The sequence below is a fragment of the Neisseria sp. 27098_8_158 genome (genome assembly GCF_041433145.1).
Lineage (GTDB): Bacteria > Pseudomonadota > Gammaproteobacteria > Burkholderiales > Neisseriaceae > Neisseria > Neisseria subflava_E.
Genome location: NZ_JAPWAZ010000001.1, coordinates 838,775 through 859,934, shown reverse-complemented (window position 1 = coordinate 859,934; position 21,160 = coordinate 838,775). Strand labels below are relative to the sequence as shown.

Annotated in this window: 17 protein-coding genes and 1 pseudogene; 9 read left to right on the top strand and 9 right to left on the bottom strand. The window is 51.3% G+C overall.

What is annotated here, in order from left to right; all coding sequences use genetic code 11:
• Positions 1-25 precede the first annotated feature (25 nt).
• Together glgX and O3681_RS04190 are read left to right on the top strand one after the other, a co-directional pair.
• Complete coding sequence (gene glgX / locus O3681_RS04195) at positions 26-2,011, top strand: glycogen debranching protein GlgX (protein ID WP_371459358.1); 1,986 nt, start codon at positions 26-28, stop codon at positions 2,009-2,011.
• Between the two features lie 314 nt (positions 2,012-2,325).
• Positions 2,326-4,806, top strand: a complete 2,481-nt coding sequence (locus O3681_RS04190; RefSeq protein ID WP_371459357.1) for a glycogen/starch/alpha-glucan phosphorylase — start codon at positions 2,326-2,328, stop codon at positions 4,804-4,806.
• Between the two features lie 153 nt (positions 4,807-4,959).
• Here O3681_RS04190 and ribBA read toward each other — a convergent pair whose 3' ends face one another.
• A complete protein-coding gene (gene ribBA, locus O3681_RS04185; RefSeq protein ID WP_371459356.1) occupies positions 4,960-6,300 on the bottom strand; it encodes a bifunctional 3,4-dihydroxy-2-butanone-4-phosphate synthase/GTP cyclohydrolase II in 1,341 nt (446 codons plus the stop codon).
• 198 nt (positions 6,301-6,498) lie between these two features.
• Between ribBA and O3681_RS04180 the strand changes: the two genes are divergently transcribed.
• A complete protein-coding gene (locus O3681_RS04180) occupies positions 6,499-7,101 on the top strand; it encodes a DUF4230 domain-containing protein (protein ID WP_070826490.1) in 603 nt (200 codons plus the stop codon).
• Positions 7,102-7,166: 65 nt separating this feature from the next.
• Here the strand turns inward: O3681_RS04180 and O3681_RS04175 are convergent, their stop codons facing one another.
• Positions 7,167-8,414, bottom strand: a complete 1,248-nt coding sequence (locus O3681_RS04175) for an N-acetylmuramoyl-L-alanine amidase (protein ID WP_371459355.1) — start codon at positions 8,412-8,414, stop codon at positions 7,167-7,169.
• Positions 8,402-8,872: a tRNA (adenosine(37)-N6)-threonylcarbamoyltransferase complex ATPase subunit type 1 TsaE gene (gene tsaE / locus O3681_RS04170; protein ID WP_371459354.1), complete on the bottom strand. Its 471-nt coding sequence runs from the start codon at positions 8,870-8,872 to the stop codon at positions 8,402-8,404. Before tsaE ends, O3681_RS04175 begins: the two co-directional genes overlap by 13 nt.
• A 171-nt stretch (positions 8,873-9,043) precedes the next feature.
• On the opposite strand from tsaE, the gene pheA reads away from it, so the two are divergent.
• The 5 genes and pseudogenes from pheA (at position 9,044) to O3681_RS04145 (ending at position 11,974) form a co-directional block, all read left to right on the top strand.
• Positions 9,044-10,132, top strand: coding sequence for a prephenate dehydratase (gene pheA / locus O3681_RS04165; RefSeq protein WP_049323519.1), 1,089 nt, complete (start codon positions 9,044-9,046; stop codon positions 10,130-10,132).
• Between the two features lie 396 nt (positions 10,133-10,528).
• Positions 10,529-11,209: pseudogene (locus O3681_RS04160) on the top strand (RNA ligase RtcB family protein); the annotation flags it as partial.
• A 66-nt stretch (positions 11,210-11,275) separates the two neighbouring features.
• Complete coding sequence (locus tag O3681_RS04155; protein ID WP_371459353.1) at positions 11,276-11,548, top strand: GNAT family N-acetyltransferase; 273 nt, start codon at positions 11,276-11,278, stop codon at positions 11,546-11,548.
• An 88-nt stretch (positions 11,549-11,636) separates the two neighbouring features.
• On the top strand, positions 11,637-11,834 hold the full coding sequence (locus O3681_RS04150; RefSeq protein WP_371459352.1) for a hypothetical protein: 198 nt from the start codon (positions 11,637-11,639) through the stop codon (positions 11,832-11,834).
• Entirely contained in the window at positions 11,768-11,974 is a 207-nt protein-coding gene (locus tag O3681_RS04145) for a hypothetical protein (RefSeq protein ID WP_371459351.1), read from the top strand. Before O3681_RS04150 ends, O3681_RS04145 begins: the two co-directional genes overlap by 67 nt.
• An 85-nt stretch (positions 11,975-12,059) precedes the next feature.
• Here O3681_RS04145 and O3681_RS04140 read toward each other — a convergent pair whose 3' ends face one another.
• The 6 genes from O3681_RS04140 to O3681_RS04115 form a co-directional block, all read right to left on the bottom strand.
• Entirely contained in the window at positions 12,060-13,289 is a 1,230-nt protein-coding gene (locus O3681_RS04140) for an HlyD family type I secretion periplasmic adaptor subunit (RefSeq protein ID WP_101755394.1), read from the bottom strand.
• A gap of 91 nt (positions 13,290-13,380) precedes the next feature.
• Positions 13,381-15,591, bottom strand: coding sequence for a type I secretion system permease/ATPase (locus tag O3681_RS04135; RefSeq protein WP_371459350.1), 2,211 nt, complete (start codon positions 15,589-15,591; stop codon positions 13,381-13,383).
• 43 nt (positions 15,592-15,634) lie between these two features.
• Positions 15,635-16,903 carry a TolC family protein gene (locus O3681_RS04130; protein WP_371459349.1) on the bottom strand — a complete coding sequence of 423 codons (1,269 nt, stop codon included), beginning with the start codon at positions 16,901-16,903 and terminating at the stop codon, positions 15,635-15,637.
• A 264-nt stretch (positions 16,904-17,167) separates the two neighbouring features.
• Positions 17,168-18,427 (bottom strand): RsmB/NOP family class I SAM-dependent RNA methyltransferase, encoded by a 1,260-nt coding sequence (locus tag O3681_RS04125; RefSeq protein WP_371459348.1) that lies wholly within the window; start codon positions 18,425-18,427, stop codon positions 17,168-17,170.
• A 36-nt stretch (positions 18,428-18,463) separates the two neighbouring features.
• Positions 18,464-19,333 (bottom strand): DUF1853 family protein, encoded by an 870-nt coding sequence (locus O3681_RS04120; protein WP_371459347.1) that lies wholly within the window; start codon positions 19,331-19,333, stop codon positions 18,464-18,466.
• A gap of 39 nt (positions 19,334-19,372) precedes the next feature.
• Positions 19,373-20,188: an RNA methyltransferase gene (locus O3681_RS04115; protein ID WP_371459346.1), complete on the bottom strand. Its 816-nt coding sequence runs from the start codon at positions 20,186-20,188 to the stop codon at positions 19,373-19,375.
• A 175-nt stretch (positions 20,189-20,363) separates the two neighbouring features.
• Between O3681_RS04115 and O3681_RS04110 the strand changes: the two genes are divergently transcribed.
• Complete coding sequence (locus tag O3681_RS04110; protein ID WP_070461469.1) at positions 20,364-21,149, top strand: inositol monophosphatase family protein; 786 nt, start codon at positions 20,364-20,366, stop codon at positions 21,147-21,149.
• Positions 21,150-21,160 lie beyond the last annotated feature (11 nt).

The window sequence follows — 21,160 nt, the reverse complement described above, 5'->3', positions numbered from 1 at the left end:
CAAATACATACCAAGGAATCATTCTATGTCTGCCAAATCATGGCATATCGAGGAAGGCAAGCCTTATCCCATGGGCGCGACCCTGACAAGCAAGGGCGCGAATTTCACCTTGTTTTCCATCAATGCCGAAAAGGTCGAATTGTGTCTGTTTGATAAGGATAAAGAAACCCGTTTGGAGATGCCTTCGCGGCGCGGTTCGGTATTTTACGGATTTGTGCCGGACGTTAAGGCAGGGCAGCGATACGGTTTTCGCGTGTATGGACGTGAAAACGCAGAATACGGCTCATGTTTTAATCCCAACAAATTGCTGATTGACCCGTATTCCAAAAAAATTGACGGCAAACCAAGCTACCGTACCGCCGAAGAAATGGCATGGTTCAGGCCGGAAGATGAACGCGACAATGCCGCCGTTGCGCCGAAAAGCGTCGTGATCGGACGCAGCCGATTTAATTGGGCTAAAGATTGCCGTCCGGAAATACCATGGGGTAAAACCGTTATTTATGAAGCCCATGTCAAAGGGTTTACCAAGCAGTTCCCCGATTTGAAATATGCAGCTACTTATAAAGCCTTGAGTGATAAACGGGTTTTGGCTTATTTGCAAGAGTTGGGGGTAACGACGGTCGAGCTGCTGCCGATTCATTATCATCTGGACGAATACCATCTTCAGCAGATGGGCTTGAGCAATTATTGGGGCTACAACACTTACTCCCATTTTGCCGTTGAGCCGTCTTATGCCGACAATCCCGAGCGTGCGGCGGCGGAGTTTAAACAAGCGGTCAAAGCCCTGCATCAGGCTGGTTTGGAAGTGATTTTGGATGTCGTGTACAACCACACGGCAGAGCAGGATGACAAAGGCCCGATGCTGTGTCAGCGCGGTATCGACAACACCTTATGGTATTGGCACACCTCTTACGGCAGCTATGAAAACTGGTCGGGTTGCGGCAATACGCTCAATATTGTCCGGAGAGACGTTACCCGTTGGGCGGCAGACAGCCTGCGCTATTGGGCGGAAGAGTTTCATATCGACGGCTTCCGTTTCGACTTGGGAACCGTATTGGGACGCGAACCCGATTTCCAATCGTATGGCCGTTTTTTCCAAGTCCTGTATCAAGACCCGGTTTTGGCCGGTTTGAAGCTGATTGTCGAAGCATGGGACATCGGCGAGGGCGGCTATCACTTGGGTAATTTCCCGCAACCTTTTGCCGAATGGAACGGCCGTTTCCGCGATGATATGCGCGCGTTTTGGTCATGGGAAAGCGGCAATTTGGGCGCATTTGCCGAACGTTTGGCCGGGTCGTCCGATATTTTCAACCACAGCGGCCGCCATCCATCTGCCAGCATCAACTTCATCACTGCACACGACGGCTTCACTCTGCGCGATTTGGTCAGCTATAACGAAAAACACAACGAAGCCAACGGTGAAAACAACCGCGACGGGCATAATGAAAACATCAGCTACAACCACGGCGTAGAAGGCGAAACCGATGATGAAGAGGTTTTGCTCAACCGCGAATACACCTCCAAAGCGTTGCTTGCCTCCTTATTTTTATCCAACGGTACGCCCATGCTGTTGGCCGGCGATGAGTTCGGCAACAGTCAGCAAGGCAACAACAACAGCTACTGCCAAGATAATCCGATTACATGGTTGGATTGGCAAAATGAGTCCCATGTATTGCAAAATTACACTCAAGAGTTGATACGTGTTCGCAGCCAAATCAAGCTGCTGACAGATGATTGTTGGTGGGAAAAAGAGCGTGTGCAATGGCTCAATGCCGATAGCAGCCCGATGACCGAATATTGTTGGCACAACAGGGGCAGCAAGGCGATTCAGATTGTTTTGGACGATGAATGGCTGCTGTTGGTCAATGCCAAACGTAGTCGTCAGTTATTTAACCTGCCTCAAGGCAATTGGAAAATTTCTTGCGTACCATCTGAGAAATTTAATTACGAAGAATCAGGAAAATGTGTTGTTGAGCATATGGGAATTTGGATTTTACATAAAACAAATTAAATGAGAATTAAACTATTGGTTGATTAACTCTTTGATATTTTGTCAGTATTTTCTGATTTGCAGCTTAGTAATATAAATTGAAAATGCCAATAAGATGATGAATGGTTTAATTGTTAATTGAATGTTTTATAAAGAAAAATATATCCTTTTTTTGAATCTTTCCGCTATAATCTCCTTGGTTTGTAACAAATCTACGCACCATTCCTTTCAGACGGCCTGTTGCCGTTGTCAGGCCGTCTGAAAACCGAGTTTCGTTGTTTTTAATAAAACCATCAGGCGCGTTGTCCAGTGCCTCACGCTAGAGAAAGGCTTCCATGGCTAAGAAAAAACTCCCCATCTCCGGTTACGATTATGTAATGCCTAAACCGGACGCCGAAACCATCCGCAAGTCCATCGTTTACAAGCTGATTTTCATCTTGGGCGTAGATCCGAAGGAGGCAACTTCACACCAATGGCTCAACGCCGCCATGCTTGCCGCGCGTGACCTGATTGCGGAAGATTTCCTCAAAACACGCCGCGCCCACATCGACAACAGCAAACGCATGGTTTATTACCTGTCTATGGAATTCCTGCTCGGCCGTTCATTTGTCAACGCGCTGATTAACGAAGGCGTTTACGCCGAATTTGAAGAAGCATTCAAGCAACTGGGCAAAGAATTTGCCGATGTCTGCGAACAAGAAGAAGATCCAGGTTTGGGTAACGGCGGTTTGGGCCGTCTGGCCGCCTGCTTCCTCGACTCTTTGGCAACCCTGCGCATTCCGGCCATGGGCTACGGTATCCGTTACCAATACGGTATGTTCAAACAAGAAATCGTGGATGGCCAACAAGTTGAAAAACCCGATTTGTGGCTCGACCAAGATTTGGCATGGCAATTTGCCCGTCCGAACAAACAATATTCCGTCCGTTTCGGCGGTCAAGTATTGAACTTGGGTGACAAAAAAGAATGGCAGCCAAGCGAAGAAATTTCTGCTTGGGCATACGATGAAATCATTCCGGGCTACGGTGGCGAATGTGCCAACCCATTGCGCTTGTGGACTGCACACGCAGGCAACCTGTTTGACCTTGCCGACTTCAACCGAGGCGACTATGCTTCTGCCGTTCGCGCACAAAACAGCGACGAAAACATCTCACGCGTCCTGTATCCGAACGACTCTACCGACTCCGGCCGCGAATTGCGCCTGAAGCAAGAATACTTCTTGGTTTCCGCTTCCGTTCAAGACATTGTCGCCCGCCACAAATGCCGTTTCCCAAGCATCCACACTTTGGCAGACGAAGTCGCCATCCACTTGAACGACACCCATCCGGTGCTCGCTATTCCAGAATTGATGCGTATCCTGATTGACGAAGAGGGCATTGCATGGACTGAAGCATGGAATATGTGCTGTAAGATTTTCTCTTACACCAACCACACATTGATGAGCGAAGCCTTGGAAACTTGGCAGGTTGACCTGATGGGCCGTCTGCTGCCGCGCCACTTGGACATCATCTTTGAGATCAACGCCTACTTCCTCAATGCCTTACGCGCCATCGGCAACTTCGACGATGACTTTGTCCGCCGCGTATCCATTATTGACGAAACCCACGGCCGTCGCGTCCGCATGGCATGGCTTGCCGTGATCGGTTCGCACAAAGTCAACGGCGTGGCCAAAATCCACTCCGATTTGATGACCACATCCATCTTCGCCGACTTTGCCAAAGTGTTCCCAGAACGCTTTACCAACGTAACCAACGGCGTAACCCCGCGCCGCTGGATCAACATCGCCAACCCGGGCCTGACCAAATTCTTGGACAAACATCTGGGCGACGAAGACTGGCGTCTGCATTTGGACAACTTGACCAAGCTCAACGACAAAGTGGACGATGCCTCCGTACAGGCAGAATTCGGCGAAGTGAAAAAAGCCGCCAAAGAGCGCCTTGCCAAATACATTGAAACCGAGCTGGGCATCAAAGTTAATACCGATGCACTTTTCGATATCCAAATCAAACGTATCCACGAGTACAAACGTCAAGCATTGAACGTGATGCACATCGTCGACCGCTACAACAAAATCCTGGAAAACCCAGATTTCGATTGGCAGCCGCGCGTGTTCATCTTTGCCGGTAAAGCCGCATCCGCTTATTACATGGCGAAGAAAATCATCCGACTGATTAATGACGTCGCCAAAGTTATCAACAACGACACCCGTATCCGCGACTTGATTAAAGTTGTGTTCATCCCGAACTACAGCGTCAGCCTCGCCCAAATCATCATCCCAGCCGCTGATTTGCACGAACAAATCTCACTGGCGGGTACAGAAGCATCCGGTACCAGCAACATGAAATTCGCCCTTAACGGCGCGCTCTGCATGGGTACACTGGACGGCGCGAACGTTGAGATTTTGGAAAAAGTCGGCGCGGACAACTGCTATATCTTTGGTAACACCGTCGAGCAAGTCGAAGAAATCCGCCGCAATGGTTACGACCCGTTGAGCTATATCGAGCGAGACAGCGATCTACGCCGCGTCGTCAACCAAATCAGCCAAGGCACTTTCTCTCCGGAAGAGCCAAACCGCTACAACGACGTGTTGCAACCATACGGCGACTTCTATCAACTGATGGCCGATTTCCGCAGCTACATCGACACGCAATACAAAGCGGACGAACACTACCGCAACGTATCCGCATGGCGCAAATCAGCCTTGATCAACATCGCCAACATGGGCTTCTTCTCATCCGACCGCTCCATCGCCGACTACTGCCGCGATATTTGGTACATCAAACCATTGAGCGAAAAAGAACTGCCCAGCAAAAATTAAGCGTTGAGCAGATAGCGAAAGCCGATACATCGGAAAGGTGTATCGGCTTTTTTATATTCGCAGTTTTTGAGTTGGATAACAAACTTAAAAGGCCGTCTGAAAACTTTCAGACGGCCTTTTGTTTCATTTGCTTTGAGAGTTAATCAAGCAAGATTATTTTTCAGCTTCTTCAAAGCCGACGACTTCGAGGCCGAAGCCGGTGAGGCCGGTGAAGGATGACGGCTGGCCGAGGACGCGCAGTTTTTTGACGTTGAGGCCGGCGAGGATTTGTGCGCCTATGCCGTAGCTTTTGCTGTCCCATTTGTAGGCTTGGTTGGCGCCTTTGGGTAGGGTGCGGTCGAGCAGGGTGGCGCCGTCTTCAGTGCGGTGCAGGAGGATGACTACGCCACTTTCGGCTTGTTGGATGCGCTCAAGGGCTTTGGGCAGCGACCATGAGTGGCGCGGGTTGGTTTGGATGAAGTCCATGACGCTGAAGGGTTCGTGGACGCGGACGAGGGTTTCTTCTTCGGTGGAAGGTGTGCCTTTGACGAGGGCGAGGTGGGTTTCGCCGGAGAGTTTGTCGACGTAAACGTGTTGTTGGAACTCGCCCCATGGGGTTTGTACGGGTGAGTTGCCCATGTCTTCAAGCAGGCTTTCGGTACGGCTGCGGTATTCGATGAGGTCGGTAATGGTGCCGATTTTGAGATTGTGTTCTTCGGCGAACTTCATCAGTTCGGGCATACGCGCCATGGTGCCGTCGTCGTTGATGATTTCGCAGATGACGGCGGCGGGAATCAGGCCGTTCATTTGTGCCAGATCGACGCCGGCTTCTGTGTGTCCGGCGCGGACGAGTACGCCGCCTTTTTGGGCGCGCAGTGGGAAGATGTGGCCGGGTTGGACGATGTCTTCGGGTTTGGCGGATGGGGAAACGGCAGTTTGAATGGTCAGGGCACGGTCGGCGGCGGAAATACCGGTGGTAATGCCGTGGGCGGCTTCGATGGAGACGGTAAAGTTGGTGCCGTATTGCGCGCCGTTTTTCTGGGTCATCATGGGCAGGCCGAGTTTTTCGACCATTTCGCCGTCCATCGGCAGGCAGACCAGGCCGCGTGCGTTTTTGATCATGAAGTTGATGGCTTCGGGGGTAACGAATTGGGCGGCCATCAGCAAGTCGCCTTCGTTTTCGCGGTCTTCGGCATCGGTGATGATGACCATTTTGCCGGCTTTGATGTCTGCTAGGATTTCGGGAATGGTGGAGATGTGGGACATGGTATTTCTTTCTTGGCTGATGGTGGGGGCGTGGCGGTCTTGGTGGTCTTGATCCAACCACATGTCAGGCATATTGGCTGTTTGCTCGATTTTTCGGGCTTTTTTCTCGCCGAAAGATTTGTTTTTCAACAGGGCGGACAGCTCGCCTTGGTTGATAGAGATGGCTTGGGCAAACTTGGTCTGCTGGCCGTTGTGGTGTTGTGTTATCCATTGCCGCAGGTTGTGGCGGCGCAGGTCGGTGGTATTCATGATGAGATGAAATTGAATTGTGTGTAATGGATTGTAGTCTTATCTTTACCAAAAGGCAAACTTTGTTTGTTGAGATTTTTTATTACTTTTTGGTAATGAAATTTATTGTTTCAGACGGCCTGGGTATAGCTTGAAATTGACGGTTTTGGGAGAATATGGGGAATGTTTTGATGATTATTTTAACGGGGGGTGTTTGAAATGAAAATGTTTGGGCGCGGATTGGTCGTGCTGGTGTTGTGTGCGTTGACGGCTGCAGGCGGCTGGTTTTATGCCCTGCATGGTCAGAACGAAGAACATCAGGTTTTGTCCCGCGAGGGGGTTTTGATGCAGATTAAGCAGATGAACCGCTTGGAAAGTACGGCATTTTATATCGATACGATTATCCGTACGGAGAAAAAAGGGGATTGGCGCAGGCTGTGGCAGGATTCGCAAAGCGGTATTTTTATTGTGCGCGGTAAGGTGTTGGCCGGTTTGGATTTGGACAAGTTAGGCGCGGACAATGTCAATATTGTGGACGACAAGGTCTTAATCAGCCTGCCGGCGGTGGAAATTTTGAGCGTGGATTTGGAAAATATCGAAGTGTACGATATTCAGACCGGCTCGTTTAATTTGCTGCCTATGGATAAGTCGGTATTTAAGACGGTGCAGGAAGAGGCGAAACGGCAGGTATTGCAAAGCGCGTGCAAAGCTGAGATTTTGGAACATGCCAACCGTCAGGCGCAAACACAGTTGGAAAACCTGTTTGCATTGACGCAGACGAAGGTGTCGGTGTATCCGGCTGCGGTAGGGAAGTGCGGTTAAATAGATTGCTTGAAAAGATAAGGCCGTCTGAAAAATTTTCAGACGGCCTTTGTTTCTTATAGCCATTATCCGCGTCGTAAAACGGCGGTATTGATGTATTTTTGAATACCGGTGGCAATGGCTTGGGCGCATTGCTGGCGGAATGATTCGCTGCCGAGCAGCCGCTCTTCGGTAGGGTTGGAGAGGAAGGCGGTTTCCACCAAAATGGACGGAACATCCGGCGCGCGGAGGACGGCGAAGTTGGCTTCGTCAACGCGACCTTTGTGTAGTTGGTTGAGTTTGCCCAATTCGGTCAAGACGGAATGGCCGAGCTTGCGGCTGTCGCGCAGGGTTGCGGTTTGGGTCATGTCCAAAATCGTGTTGTCGACGTTGCGGTTGCCGCTGGATTGTACACCGCCGATGGCGTCGGCGTTGTTTTGGGTTTGGGCAAGGAATTTTGCCGCCGAGCTGGTTGCGCCTTTGGTATTGAGCATATATACGCCGGTACCGCGAGCGGACGGGCTGGTAAAGGCATCGGCGTGGATGGACACGAATACGTCGGCATTGCGTGCACGGCCTTTGGCAACGCGTACGCCCAATGGGATAAAGATGTCTTCGTTGCGCGTCATGAATACGTTGTAACCCAAGGCTTCGAGGCGTTTTTTGGTTTCGCGTGCGATGGAGAGTACAACGTTTTTCTCTTTGAGGCCGCTCGGGCCGATTGCGCCGGGGTCTTCACCGCCATGACCGGGATCGATCATAATCACGGGACGGCGGTTGCTGCCGCTGCCACGATTGTTTTTAGGGGCAGGGGTGTCATATGCGATATTGGTATTTTGACGTTGTTTGGGAACATTGCCGTTGAGCAAGGCCATCATCGGGTCGTTGGCATCTGCGCCGTGCGGATAGAGGTCGATAACCAAGCGGTTTCTGAAGTTGCCGACGGGGGCGAGTGCAAAGACTTGCGGATGGGTGCTTTGTTTGAGGTCGATGACGATACGCACGGTATTGGGCGTATTTTGACCGGCACGAATGCTGCGGATAAAAGGGTCGTTAGACAGCACTTTGCTGGAAATACCTTGCAGGACGCTGTTAATTTCCGCACCTTGAATATCCACGACCAACCGGCTGGGGTTGTCCAACATAAAATGTTGGTATTTCATCGAGTGGTTGCTTTCAAGGGTAACGCGTGTGTAGGCGTGCGCCGGCCAAATGCGGACGGCAAGGAATTGCGCAGGAGAGGCCGGTTTGGCCAATGCAGCACCAACAGGTGTGAGGGTGAGAAATAGTCCTGTGCCTTGACGGAGAATGTGTCTTCTAGTTAATTTGACCATGATTCTAAACTTTTTCGGCCTTGGTTTGTGTGGGCGGAAAAGGTGCAGGTTCTGCCCTTATCGGTGTACGTCAATGTAATGGTAATGTCTGCCGGAGGCGTGAATTCTCCACCTTGCTGCGGCCATTCGATGAGGCAGATGCTGTCGGGCGCAAACAAATCGTCCAAACCGGCATCTTCCCATTCCTCGGGCATGGTAAAGCGGTAGAGGTCGAAATGGTGGAGGGTGAATGTATCCAGCGGATAAGATTCGACAATGGTGTAAGTCGGGCTTTTGACTGCGCCCGTATGTCCCAGTCCGCGCAAAATCCCGCGTGTCAGCGTGGTTTTGCCTGCACCCAGTCCACCTTCAAGATAGATGGTCAGCGGAGCGGAAAGCTGCTTGCCCCATTCTTCACCCAGTTTCAGGGTTGCTTCTTCATCGGGCAGAAAACGGGTGTACAGTCCGTTTGAGTGCATGGAATAGGCCTTGTCGTTCAAAAGGCTTAATTATGATGGAATTGGCGGCGTTTGCAAACCTGATAGACGATAAAGTTAGATAAAGATAGTGTTGAGGCCGTCTGAAAACGGAATTCAGACGGCCTTTAATGTTAAAATCAAAATATCCCTCACAAAATTGCGAGACAGCTTATGCCTTTATCCATAGACGAACAATTATTGCCGCACCGCAATGCCATCGACAGCATCGATGCGGAAATCCTCCGTTTGCTCAACGAGCGCGCCGGGCATGCGCATGCTATCGGCGAATTGAAAGGGACAGGCGCGGTGTACCGTCCTGAACGGGAAGTAGCCGTTTTGCGCCGGATTCAGGATTTGAACCGCGGCCCTTTGCCTGATGAATCAGTTACTCGGCTGTTTCGCGAGATTATGAGCGAATGTTTGGCGGTGGAGCGTCCGCTGACGATTGCCTATTTAGGTCCGAAGGGAACATTTACCCAGCAAGCTGCCATCAAACATTTCGGTCACGCCGCACACACTATGGCGTGTACCACCATCGACAACTGCTTTAAACAAGTTGAAACGCGTCAAGCCGATTATTTGGTGGCGCCGGTAGAAAATTCGACCGAGGGTTCGGTAGGCCGTACTTTGGACTTGCTGGCTGTAACTGCTTTGAAAGCCTGTGGCGAAGTGGTTGTCCGCATTCATCACAATCTGCTGCGTAAAGACAGCCACGAAATCGGCGGCATTACCAAAGTTTTCGCCCATGCTCAAGCCTTGGCGCAATGCAACGACTGGCTCGGCCGCAATCTGCCCAATGCCGAACGTATCGCCGTAGCCAGCAATGCCGAAGCAGCGCGTCTGGTTGCCGAATCTGACAGCCCGAATGTGGCCGCCATTGCCGGACGTATTGCCGCGGAAATTTATCAGTTGAGCTTTGCTGCCGAGTGTATCGAAGACGAACCGAACAACACCACGCGCTTCTTGGTGATGGGACATCAAGAAACCGGCCGCAGCGGCAATGACAAAACTTCTTTGGTTGTATCCGCCCCCAACCGTGCCGGTGCCGTTACTTCGTTGTTGCAACCTTTCACCGAGTTGGGCATTTCCATGACCAAATTTGAAAGCCGCCCAAGCAAATCGGTTTTGTGGGAATACCTGTTCTTCATCGATATCGAAGGCCACCAAAGCGATGAAAATGTCCAAAAAGCCTTGCAGCTTTTGGGCGAACGCGCTTCCTTCGTGAAAGTTGTCGGTTCTTATCCGACCGTTGTTTTGTAAGGATTATTAGGCATCGAAGGCCGTCTGAAAAGTTTTCAGACGGCCTAAATTATGTTCTCAATAATTGCCATTTATGCAACATCATTGGCAGATTGATGTCAGTAAGTTTGCATGATTGGAAATGAACACTCTATAATCCGAACGTTTTTAATATTTTCATGCAAAGAAAGGAGCAAGCCATGACATGCAATACTTCAATCCGCTCAATCACATTCTTTGCAGCCCAAGCGTCGGTCTGACTTTCGGATAACGCTTTCGCATTCCATGTCGCCCGCTTCGGGCTGCTTTCCCTACGATTATCGGCTAGAAACCAGGCCGTCTGAACATTTCGCAGACGGTGGATATTTATTGTCATCAGTTGCCGGTTTCTATCCGTTTTAAAGAAAGCATAAACACATGGGCAATTATCCCCATCATATTCAAATTATTGCCGATTCAAATACATGGATTGAAGGCAACGCTGTCGCACAGCTCGAAACCACCGCCCGATTACCGCATATGCTACGCGTTGCCGGAATGCCGGATTTACACGCAGGGCGCGGTTATCCGGTTGGCGCGGCATTTTTCAGCGACCGTCATTTTTATCCTGCCCTGATTGGGAATGACATCGGTTGCGGCATGGCGTTTTGGCAGACCAATTTACGCGCAGCCAAACTCAAACCGGCCAAACTCGCCAAACAGCTGGGCAATATTGATACGCCGTTGGATAAAGACGAACAGGTCGATTTATTAGGCGACGCTGTCGATATGCGCCAATTTTCAGACGGCCTTGCCGTAGGTACGATTGGCGGCGGCAACCATTTTGCCGAGTTGCAAACCGTTGATACCGTTTATCGCGCCGATTTGCTTCCGCTCGATTTTGATGAAAACCATCTGCAACTGTTGGTGCATAGCGGTTCGCGAGGATTGGGCCAGCAGATTTTGCAACGCCATATTGCCGCCTTCGGGCATCAAGGTTTGGCGGAAGAGGGCGAAGCGGCGGCAGCCTACCTTGCCGAACACCAAGCAGCCCTGGAATTTGCCAGCCTTAACCGCCGTTTGATTGCGGCCAGAATGCTCGACCGTTGGCGCGCAGACAGTATTTTTGATATTTGCTATTAAACTTCGTATACTATGGATAGAAACGTTAAGGAGGATATTTAAATGGAATTTATTCATGAAGGAAAAGCGTTTAGACATTATAATGTAGCTGGAGAAATGGATGCGGAAATCACATACGCTTCTAAAGGAGAAGGAGTGATTGAAGCGAATCATACATTTGTAGATTCAAGCATACGCGGACAAGGAGTAGGACGCCAATTAGTGGACAAATTAGCAGACTTCGCAAGAGGTGAAAACTTAAAAATTCACCCAACGTGTCCGTATGTTGTTGCTTTATTCGAAAAAAGTACTGAATACGACGATGTTAAAATATAAAAAAAGTACTAATTCATATAAATAAATATTTAAATTCACAGTTTTTTCATAAAAAGGAACATGCCTGCTTGATGTCCATCATAATTTTTTGGAACAAACCGAGATTAACGGCACAACCGGTTGGCTGCACCGAAAAGGCGCAACGCCCACCGATAAAGGCTTGATCATGATACCCGGCTCGCGCGGCGATTACAGCTATCTGGTCCGACCTGCCGAAGATTGCCAAATTTCGTTGAATACGTCGAGAGCGAACGCAGCCAGCACGCCAATAAAAAATTGGCGGTAATGCTCTTGGCGCAAAAGCTGGCGGAGCATCATGCCGGACAGGCAGGAAGTTTTGCGCAGGAGCAGCACGCGCAACTCTATCAAGTTGAGCGCGGCAATCCGAAAAGGACGTTTGTCGGAGCTATTTTTAAGGAGAAATAATTTATCTGCCGGAGTAAGTAGGCATTTAAAACATAAACTAAAGGCCGTCTGAAAACTTTCAGACGGCCTTTTATCGTTTTATCGATTAGCGTTCGCTCAACGCTTGTTTCATACGCGTAATCGGTTTGATCAGGTATTGGAAGATGGTTTTTTCACCGGTTTTGATGTCCACCGTTGCAACCATGCCCGGAATAATCGGCATAGGTTTGCCGTTTTTGTCTTTCAGTGAGTTGTTTTCGGTTTGGACGAGAACGCGGTAATAGACTTGGTTCGGGTCGAGTTTCAAGTCATTGGCGCGGTTTTGCATGGAGTTGCTGACGGTATCGGCGCCGACGAGGGTAACTTTGCCTTCCAAACCGCCGTAGATGGAGTAGTCGTAGGCACTGACTTTAACCAATGCAGGTTGGCCTGCGCGGATAAAGGCGATGTCTTGCGGACGGATATAGGCTTCGACCAGCAGTTTGTCGTCAACCGGGACGATTTGCATGATGTCTTCACCTGCGTTCACAACGCCGCCGATGGTGGTGACTTTTATGCCTTTGACGATGCCGCGCATAGGCGCGCGGATTTGCGAGCGTTCAACCGGGTCGGCACGCATGGCAACGTTTTCTTTGGATTGCGCCAGCTCGGATTCGGCTTGCAAGAGTTCGTTGTTGGCATCGGCTTTGTAGCGGTTGCGGCGTTCGGAGATTTGGGTGGCTAAGTCTGCGGAATCGCGGCGCATTCTTAAGAGTTCGACTTCGGAAACCACGCCTTCGGCAACCATGGGGGCAGTAATGGCGATTTCGCGGTCAAGCGCGGCCTTGCTTTGGGAGAGGCCGCTGACGGCGTCGGTCATGGCTTGACGGCGTGCTTTGTAGGCGGCGATTTCGCGACGGCGAAGCTCGGGACCCACGCTGTCAGGGAAGGAGAGCTTGGTACCGTAGGCTTCTGCTTTAAGGCGGGCAACAGTAGCTTCGAGGTTTTCGACTTTGGCTTCGCTTTCACGCAAAACGGCGGAGCTGCGCGTGTCGTCGAGTTTCATCAGAATCTGATCTTTCTCGACCATATCGCCTTCTTTAACCATGATTTCGGTTACGATGCCGGGGTCAAGGCTTTGAATCACTTGCTCACGGCTGCTGGGAATGATATTGCCGTTGCCGCGGGTCACTTCTTCGACCGGGCTGTTGTAGGCCCAAATAACGAAGACAACCAGGAAAATGAAGAAAAGGATGATGACCCAAAATTGACCGCTGTGTTTTTCTTTTTGAAGGGCGGCATTGAGGTCGTTGATGAGGTGTAGGTCTTTGGATTTGACGTTGTTTTCGCGGCTCATAATCGTGTATCTTTATTGTGTTTGGTGGATTTTAACCATTAGGGCAGGCCGTCTGAAAGGGTAAGTAGGTTTCAGACGACGGCCTTTTGCTTTATTGTGCTGCCGATTGAGGGGCTGTGGCAGCTTGTTGTTGCTGCTGTTTGACTGCAGCAGCTTGTTGTTGTTTGACGTTGGCTGCTTTGGCCTGTTCGTTTTGCATGAGTTTTTGCAATACCAGGTCACGCGGGCCGTCCATCACGACTTTACCATTGTCCATCACAATGATGCGGTTGACGATTTGCAGCACTTGCGGACGGTGGGTCACCAAAAGCATGGTGCGGTTGCGACCCCATTGGGCGATGGCATTGAGCGCCATGCGTTCGGTAGCCTGGTCCAAGCTGGTGGTCGGCTCGTCCAGCAAGACGACTTTCGGGTTACGCAAGGTCATACGCGCTAGGGCAATGATTTGTTTTTGACCGCCGGATAAGCCCAAACCGTCTTCACCCAAAGGCATATCCAAACCGCGCGGATGGTTGCGGATGATTTTGTCGAGGCCGAAGCGGTTGAGCGCGGTCAGTAAGTCTTGGTCGGTAGAGTAGCTGCCGGTACGCGCCAAGTCCATGTTTTCACGCAATGTGCCGAGGAACAGGCGTGGCGATTGGCTCAACAGCAGGACTTGATCGCGCAGGAAGTTGGGGTCAAGTTGGCGCATATCGACGCCGTCAAGGGTAACGTTGCCTTTTTCAGTGTCGTACAGACCGCTGGCCAGTTTGAGCATGGTGCTTTTACCGCTGCCGATACGGCCCAAAATACCGACTTTTTCGCCCGGTTTGATGGTCAGGCGCAAATCTTCGACGGCGCTGTTGTTGTCGGCTTGATATTTGAACGATACGTTTTCAAAGGTAATATTGCCTTGAACGTTGTCCAAAGTAATGTATTTGCGTTCCGGATTGCGCTCGATAGGACGGGTAACGATGTCGTTTACGCCTTTGAGGGCAAGTTTGGCCTGTTGGAAGCGGGTAGCCAAACCGGCGATTTGTGCCAATGGCGCCAAGGCGCGACCGGACAGAATTACGGAGGCAATCAATGCACCCATGGTGATGCGTTCCGCATGGTTGTCGGCATGAATCAGATAGGTACCGACGACGACCAAAAAGACGGTATTGAGCTGCTGCATGGCAACGGCGAAGTTGACCATGAAGTTGCTGGTGTCTTTGACTTTGATGGAAGAAGCGGAAGTTTTGGCGGTGTATTCGTCCCAACGTTGTTGCGCCCAAGATGTGGCGTTGTTGGTTTTCAGGGTTTCGATGCCTTCGATGGCTTCAACGGCAAGGCCGGAGCGTTGCGAACCTTCTTTCATTGATTCGTTGATGTGGCGAGAGAGTGGGCGTTGTACGACAAAACCGACAATCACGACAATTGGAATGATGGTTAGGGGAACGAGTGCCAGTTTGCCGCCGACCATGGAAATCACGAAGATAAACAGCAACAGGAAAGGCAAGTCGACAATAGTCAACAAGCTGGCACTGGTCATAAACTCGCGCACGGCTTCAAATTCGCGCAGGTTGCTGGCGTATGAACCGGAAGATGCAGGACGGTCTGCCAAACGTAATGCCATCACGCGGCGGAACAGGGCGGAGCTGATGATCAGGTCGGCCTTTTTACCGGCAATATCGGTCAAATGACCGCGAATCATCTTGGCGGCAAACTCAAACAGAATCGCCAAGACTACGCCGATGCTCAATACCCACAAGGTTTCATAGGCTTGGTTGGGAATCACGCGGTCGTACACGTTCATCACATACAGGGAGCTGACGAGCGCAAGGAAGTTGATGATGATGGTGGCCAAGATGACTTGGTAGTAGTAGCTGCGGAAACGCCAAATAACTTTCCAAAACCATGCTTTGGGCAAATGGTATTCAGGCAGCTCCGAGCGCATATCGGTAGCCATTTTGGGTTTGATAAACCAGCAGTAGCCCAAATACAGGCCGGAGAGCTGCTCATGGCTGAGTTCCTGTTCCAAACCGTCGACTTGGCGGATATGGTATTTGCGCTCTTGGCCGGAGCCTTCGATTTGGGTGATGACCGCTGCTTCTTCGTTGTGCAGGATAATCATGACCGGCACGGCGAGCGAGGGAATGTCTTCCAGATTGCGTTTGGATAAGGTGTTTTCAAAGCCGTGGCTGCGCAGGACTTCGACAAGTGAGTGATAGTTGACCTTGAGCTTTTTGTCGCGCACGACTTCGGCGGACAAAGCGGCTTCGGATACGGGCGCACCCAAAAGGCGGGTCACTAAAACGATGTGTTCAATGATGGCTTTCATATTTTTTCGCGTAATGTTTTTGGTTTAACCGGCGGATATGGCTTTATTTTTGTGCCAAACCGACCCAAGCGGAGATTTTGGCCTGGGTATTTAAATAGTCGAGCGCCGCATCGCGGAAATCGTTGCGGGCGGCAACGTAATCCTGTTCGATAGAGGATAACTCGCTGTATGCGCTCAAAACGTCGGTCAGCGTACGTCGGGCGATTTTAAACTGCAATTCGTACACTTTGATGACTTCTTTTTGGGCGGCGATGTGTTGCGCCGTCAGCGCGGTACGCTGTTCGCTTTCTTGCATATCGATGGCGGAAGTTTGAACGCGTTCGTTCATGTCGCGCAGGATTTGTTCGGACTTGGCCTCTGCGGCAATCAATGATTTGGCATTGCGTTCCACATTGTGTCGTGCGGCAATATCCAGCACATTCCATGCAACGTTTAAATAAAGCTGTCTGGTGTTGCGCGTTGCACTGCCTTCCAAATTGAGGGCGGGCAGGCGTTCGGCTTTGGAGGCGTCCAAATCGGCACGGACGCTGTCGCGCTCGGCTAATTGCGCCTGATAGGACGGATTGTTGTTGCGGTTGGGGTTGTTGAAGCGTTCGCTGATGGATTTTGCCGTGTCGTTTTTAAACGGATCTTCCAAATCGTTGGCAGTCAGCTGGCGCGAGGTATAGCGGGACAGGCGGCTCAGTGCCAAATCCATGGTGCGGCGTTGTTGGGCAATGATGTTTGCCACTTGTAGTTGGCGTGCGCGCGCTTCAATCAGCTCGGAACGGCGGCCGGCATCATATTTGACGATGGTTTCCAAGTCTTTTAAGAGGTTGTTGTGGCGCGCTAAAGTCTGCTCGTTGAGGATCAGGGTTTCTTTTGCACGCAATGCGCTCAGATAGAGGCGGCCGATATCGCTGCCCAGCTGCTCTTGGCTTTCGGTGTATTTGTGTTGATAGTATTCTTCGCGGCTGCGGTCGCGGCGGACGGCGGCTTCAATCGCACCCCATGAGTAGATGTTCACGCTGCCGCGCACGCCGATACCGTCATCCATGTCGTTGCTGTTGTATTTATTGTGTTGCGCCAGCACTTTCGTGCCGGTCAGGGTAACGACAGGATAATGGCGTGCGCGCGTGGCTTTGGTCGTGCTTTGTGCTGCTTCTTGAGTGGCTTTGGCTTCACGCACAATCGGGTCGCTGATTAAAGCGTCCCTGAGGATGTCTTGCAGGCTGTATGCAGAGGCCGTCTGAAACGGCAGCAGACAGCAGGCGACGGCAACGGCCGATGACAATAAACGGGGCTTTGTGGGGGAAGAATAAATATGCGACATGATTTTTAACCAAATGATTTATATATTATCGTTGTCTGTATCGGGTATCGCCTGAGGCATGACCGGGCGAATTTTGAACGAGAACACATACATTTACAAAGCATAAAGCATTTTTTCCACCTTTTCACAATATTCTGATGAAAGGTCGAGATACATGCCTTAAAGTATATTATTGCAGAGCGCGACTATCGTATCTAATGATTTTAATGAAAAAAATCTATGAAAAAGGCCGTCTGAAAGGATTTCAGACGGCCTTTTTCAACCTTAATCCTTACGTTGCAATACAGCGGCAAAGAAGCCGTCGGTTTGGTGTTCTTCGGAGTTGAGGCGCAGGTATTTTCCGGTATCCAAATCAACCTTCAGGCTTTGCAGCAGTTCGGCGCAGTTGACGAGTTCAAATTCGGGATGTTCGGATAGGAAACGTTCGACTTGCAGCTCGTTTTCTTCCGGCAACACGCTGCAGGTGGCGTACACCAAGCGGCCTTGCGGTTTCACCAGTTTGGAGGCGGCATCGAGGATGCTGTGTTGCTGTTCCAAAAGGTTGGCCACGGTCTCGGCGGATTGGCGGTATTTTAGGTCGGGATTGCGGCGTAAAGTACCCAAACCGGAGCAGGGCGCATCCACCAACACACGGTCGGCTTTGCCTGCCAGTCGGGCGATACGGGTATCGTGTTCGCTGCTGATGCGTTCGGGGTGGATATTGGTCAGTCCGGCGCGGGTCATGCGCGGTTTGAGGTTGGCAAGGCGTTTTTCGGCGATGTCGAAGGCGTAGATTCTGCCTTTGTTGGCCATTTGCGCGCCGACAGCCAAGGTTTTACCGCCGGCACCGGCACAGAAATCGACAATGATTTCGCCGCGTTTTGCACCCACCAATAAGGCAAGCAGCTGGCTGCCTTCGTCTTGGACTTCCAGCGTGCCGTCCAAAAACAGTTCGTGTTTGTTAAGCGCGATTTTGTTTTTCAGGCGGATGCCCCAAGGCGAATAAGGCGTTACCTCTGCATCGGCACTTTCGGCTTGTAATAATGGCAACACTTTATCTCGTTTGCCTTTCAAGGTATTGACGCGGATGTCGAGCGGGGCAGGTTGGTTGATGCTGCGGCCGAAGGCGAGGATTTCTTCTTCGCTCCAATGCTGTTGCAGTTGTTCCACCAGCCATTGCGGCAATTCTGCGGCGGTATTCAGACCGTCTGAAAACTCGGTTTTACGGGCTTTCAAATTGCCGAGAAACTCTGTTTCTTCTTCATCAAGCAGGTCTTTGATTTGGCTGATGTTGGTGCTTCTGCCGAGAACCAGTGCGGCGAGAGCGGCTTTGCGCGGCTGCGCGTGCGGACGGCGCAGGGCGGTACTGATTTTTTGATAGTGGCGCAACGCAGCAAAGGCGGTTTCGGCGATTTCGTGGCGGTCTTGGCGGCCGAGCTTTTTGTGTTCGCGGAAATAGGCGGAGAGGACGGCATCGGAAGGCTGTTTGAAAGTCAGCATTTCAGCCAAAACTTTGGCGGTATGGTCGAGTTGTGCGGCGTTCATAATGTAATGGGTTTCTCTTAAAGTTAGTAAATGGTTTCAGACGGCCTTCATGATGCGTTCGATTTCATGCCAAAAGCCGTCCGGCCGTAATTCCAAAACGGCAATCAAGCCTTGGTCGATACGGCGGATTTCAGTTTCGTTTAATGTTTCGGTTTCGGCAACACGCGCAGGTGCAAGATAGGCCATGCGGTCGAGCAGATGGTAGCGGACTTCTTGGCGTTCAACCCCGTATTCCGCCCAATCTTGAATATAGATGCCGCGCCAGCCGTATGGATTAAGCGGCGGCTCAAAAGCATGGAAACCTTGTGGAAAAAAGCCGATGCCACGCACGATGGAAGCAGGGAGCGGATTTTCCGGCAGGCCTTGTGTGGCTAAGGTCGCTTTGCCTTGCGGCGTATGCAGCAGCTGGGATTGCTGCACCAGTTTGGCGGCTTTGTCCGTCAGCGTATCTTTAGGATTGAGGCCGCGCAGGTTCTGCACTTGGTCTCCGCCGTAGTATTTACACGCCAGCTCGATATGGTAGGGCTGTTGGTTGAGGGAAACGACAAAATCAGCGGCGCCTAAAGTTTGGCCGTCTGAAAAAACGGGCAGATTGTATGCATGCAGTTTGGCGTGCGGCGCGTTGGTAAACCAGAAAACCAGCAGCTCTTCGGCATAAATGCCGAGACGGTGGCCGAACGGGGCGCGTTGGGCAAGGTAATCCGTCAGCGGAGCGGGATCGGCGTCCAATGCCAACAGGTAGCGGAAACCGTGTTCCCCCAATAGTTCGCGCACGCTCAATTCGCAACCGCTTTGCCACAAAGGCGGCGCAGTCAGCAGCGAGGCGAGGTCGCGGACAGGTTGGCTGGTGAGTTTCCACCATAATGCGTCTAGGGCGTAATTCATGCTTATCCGAATATCAGTCATGCCGTCTGAAAAGCTGGAAACGTTTTCAGACGGCCTTAATTAGTCTTTTTTATGGATACGGTGGCTGACGGTATTGAAAAAACCGCGCAGGATGTCGATGTCTTCGGTTTGCGTGTTGGCGCGTCCGAACAGGCTCTGCATACGGCGCATCAGGCGCTCGCCGTTGCGGCGGTTGAAAAAGCCGATGTCGTTCATCACGCTTTCCATGTGGGCGACCATGCCTTTGATTTGCTCGTGGGTCGCGGCGTGGTCTTCTTGTTGCAGGTGGGTCATGGGCAAATCGGTTTGGCTGAAGATTTCGTAGCACACGACCTGCACGGCTTGGGCGAGGTTGAGCGAGAAATAGTCGGGATTGCCGTTGATGGTCATCAGTCGGTTGCAGGCTTGGACTTCTTCGATGCTCAAGCCGAAAGTCTCGTTGCCGAAGACCAGCGCCACTTTCTCGCCGCGGTTGGCGGCCTGCAGTAATTCGGGCACCAAATCGCGCGGCGTTTGCAACGGCGCAGTAATTTCGCGGCGGCGGCTGGTCAGGGCGCAGGCGATGGTGGTGTCGGCAAGGGCTTCGTCCAAAGAGGCGGCAATGGTGGCATTTTCCAAAACGTCTGCCGCGCCGGAAGCGAGGATGAAACTTTCTTCCGGTAATGTAAACGATTGCGGATGCTCCGGATCGAACACGGGCGGATTTTCCGTCATCGGCGTTGCCATCAGATTGGGGGCGACGATGGTCAATTTGTGCAGGCCCATTGTTTTCATGGCGCGCGCGGCGGAGCCGATATTGGCAGGATGGCTGGTGCGCGTGAGGATGATGCGGATGTTGTCCAGATAAGCGGGCAGGGCGGGTTTTTCGGAAGTCATGTTTTGTTTTCTGTTTGTACGGGAATCAGGTATAATGCGCCATCTTTTTGTTTTCAGACGGCCTTTTTCCATGCCGTCTGAAATGTTCTTTAACAGCATCGGAAACGATTAACAGCCTCTTGTGTGCCATGTTCAGCGCATTAGGGCGTATTTTACCTGAATTAGGAAGAAAACCATGAATCCGTTTTTAAATACCGCTTTCAAAGCCGCCCGTAAAGCAGGGCAAATGATGATTCGCGCCGCCGGCAATCTGGATGCCGTCAAAGTAGACAGTAAAGCATTCAACGACTTCGTTTCCGATGTTGACCGCAGCTCCGAAATGATTTTGGTGGAAGCGCTCAAAGAAGCCTATCCGCATCACAAAATCACTTGCGAAGAAGGCGGCTCCCACGGTAAAGCCACCGCCGAGTACGAATGGATTATCGACCCGCTCGACGGCACAACCAACTTTCTCCACGGCCATCCTCAATACGCTATCTCTATGGCACTCCTGCACAAAGGCGTGTTGCAAGAAGCTTTGGTGTACGCACCTGAGCGCAACGACGTGTACATGGCATCCCGCGGCAAAGGCGCGTTGCTCAACGACCGCCGCATCCGCGTTTCCAACCGCATCGAATTGAACCGCTGCCTGATCGGTACCGGCTTCCCTGTTGTCGATCAAAGCATGATGGACAAGTATCTGGCGATTTTGAAAGATTTCTTGGCCAAAACCGCCGGTGGCCGTCGTGAAGGCGCGGCTTCTTTGGATTTGTGTGCCGTTGCGGCCGGCCGTTTGGACGGTTTCTTCGAGTTCAACCTCAAACCTTGGGATATTGCCGCCGGTGCATTGATTGTCCAAGAAGCAGGCGGTATCGTTACCGATATGTCCGGTAATGAGGGCTGGTTGGAAAGCGGCGACATCGTTGCGGCCAATCCTAAAGTATTGGCGCAAATGCTGAAAATTATTTCTGAACACCAATAAGCGTTTATAGG

Excerpts from the sequence above, each read along its gene's own strand:
- O3681_RS04180 (WP_070826490.1), top strand. The coding sequence starts at position 6,499 with ATGAAAATGTTTGGGCGCGGATTGGTCGTGCTGGTGTTGTGTGCGTTG.
- O3681_RS04140 (WP_101755394.1), bottom strand. The coding sequence starts at position 13,289 with ATGAGCCGCGAAAACAACGTCAAATCCAAAGACCTACACCTCATCAAC.
- tsaE (WP_371459354.1), bottom strand. The coding sequence starts at position 8,872 with ATGCACTCAAACGGACTGTACACCCGTTTTCTGCCCGATGAAGAAGCA.
- O3681_RS04125 (WP_371459348.1), bottom strand. The coding sequence starts at position 18,427 with ATGAACGCCGCACAACTCGACCATACCGCCAAAGTTTTGGCTGAAATG.
- pheA (WP_049323519.1), top strand. The coding sequence starts at position 9,044 with ATGCCTTTATCCATAGACGAACAATTATTGCCGCACCGCAATGCCATC.
- O3681_RS04110 (WP_070461469.1), top strand. The coding sequence starts at position 20,364 with ATGAATCCGTTTTTAAATACCGCTTTCAAAGCCGCCCGTAAAGCAGGG.
- O3681_RS04120 (WP_371459347.1), bottom strand. The coding sequence starts at position 19,333 with ATGACTGATATTCGGATAAGCATGAATTACGCCCTAGACGCATTATGG.
- O3681_RS04190 (WP_371459357.1), top strand. The coding sequence starts at position 2,326 with ATGGCTAAGAAAAAACTCCCCATCTCCGGTTACGATTATGTAATGCCT.
- O3681_RS04135 (WP_371459350.1), bottom strand. The coding sequence starts at position 15,591 with ATGAAAGCCATCATTGAACACATCGTTTTAGTGACCCGCCTTTTGGGT.
- O3681_RS04130 (WP_371459349.1), bottom strand. The coding sequence starts at position 16,903 with ATGTCGCATATTTATTCTTCCCCCACAAAGCCCCGTTTATTGTCATCG.
- O3681_RS04115 (WP_371459346.1), bottom strand. The coding sequence starts at position 20,188 with ATGACTTCCGAAAAACCCGCCCTGCCCGCTTATCTGGACAACATCCGC.
- O3681_RS04175 (WP_371459355.1), bottom strand. The coding sequence starts at position 8,414 with ATGGTCAAATTAACTAGAAGACACATTCTCCGTCAAGGCACAGGACTA.
- ribBA (WP_371459356.1), bottom strand. The coding sequence starts at position 6,300 with ATGAATACCACCGACCTGCGCCGCCACAACCTGCGGCAATGGATAACA.
- glgX (WP_371459358.1), top strand. The coding sequence starts at position 26 with ATGTCTGCCAAATCATGGCATATCGAGGAAGGCAAGCCTTATCCCATG.
- O3681_RS04155 (WP_371459353.1), top strand. The coding sequence starts at position 11,276 with ATGGAATTTATTCATGAAGGAAAAGCGTTTAGACATTATAATGTAGCT.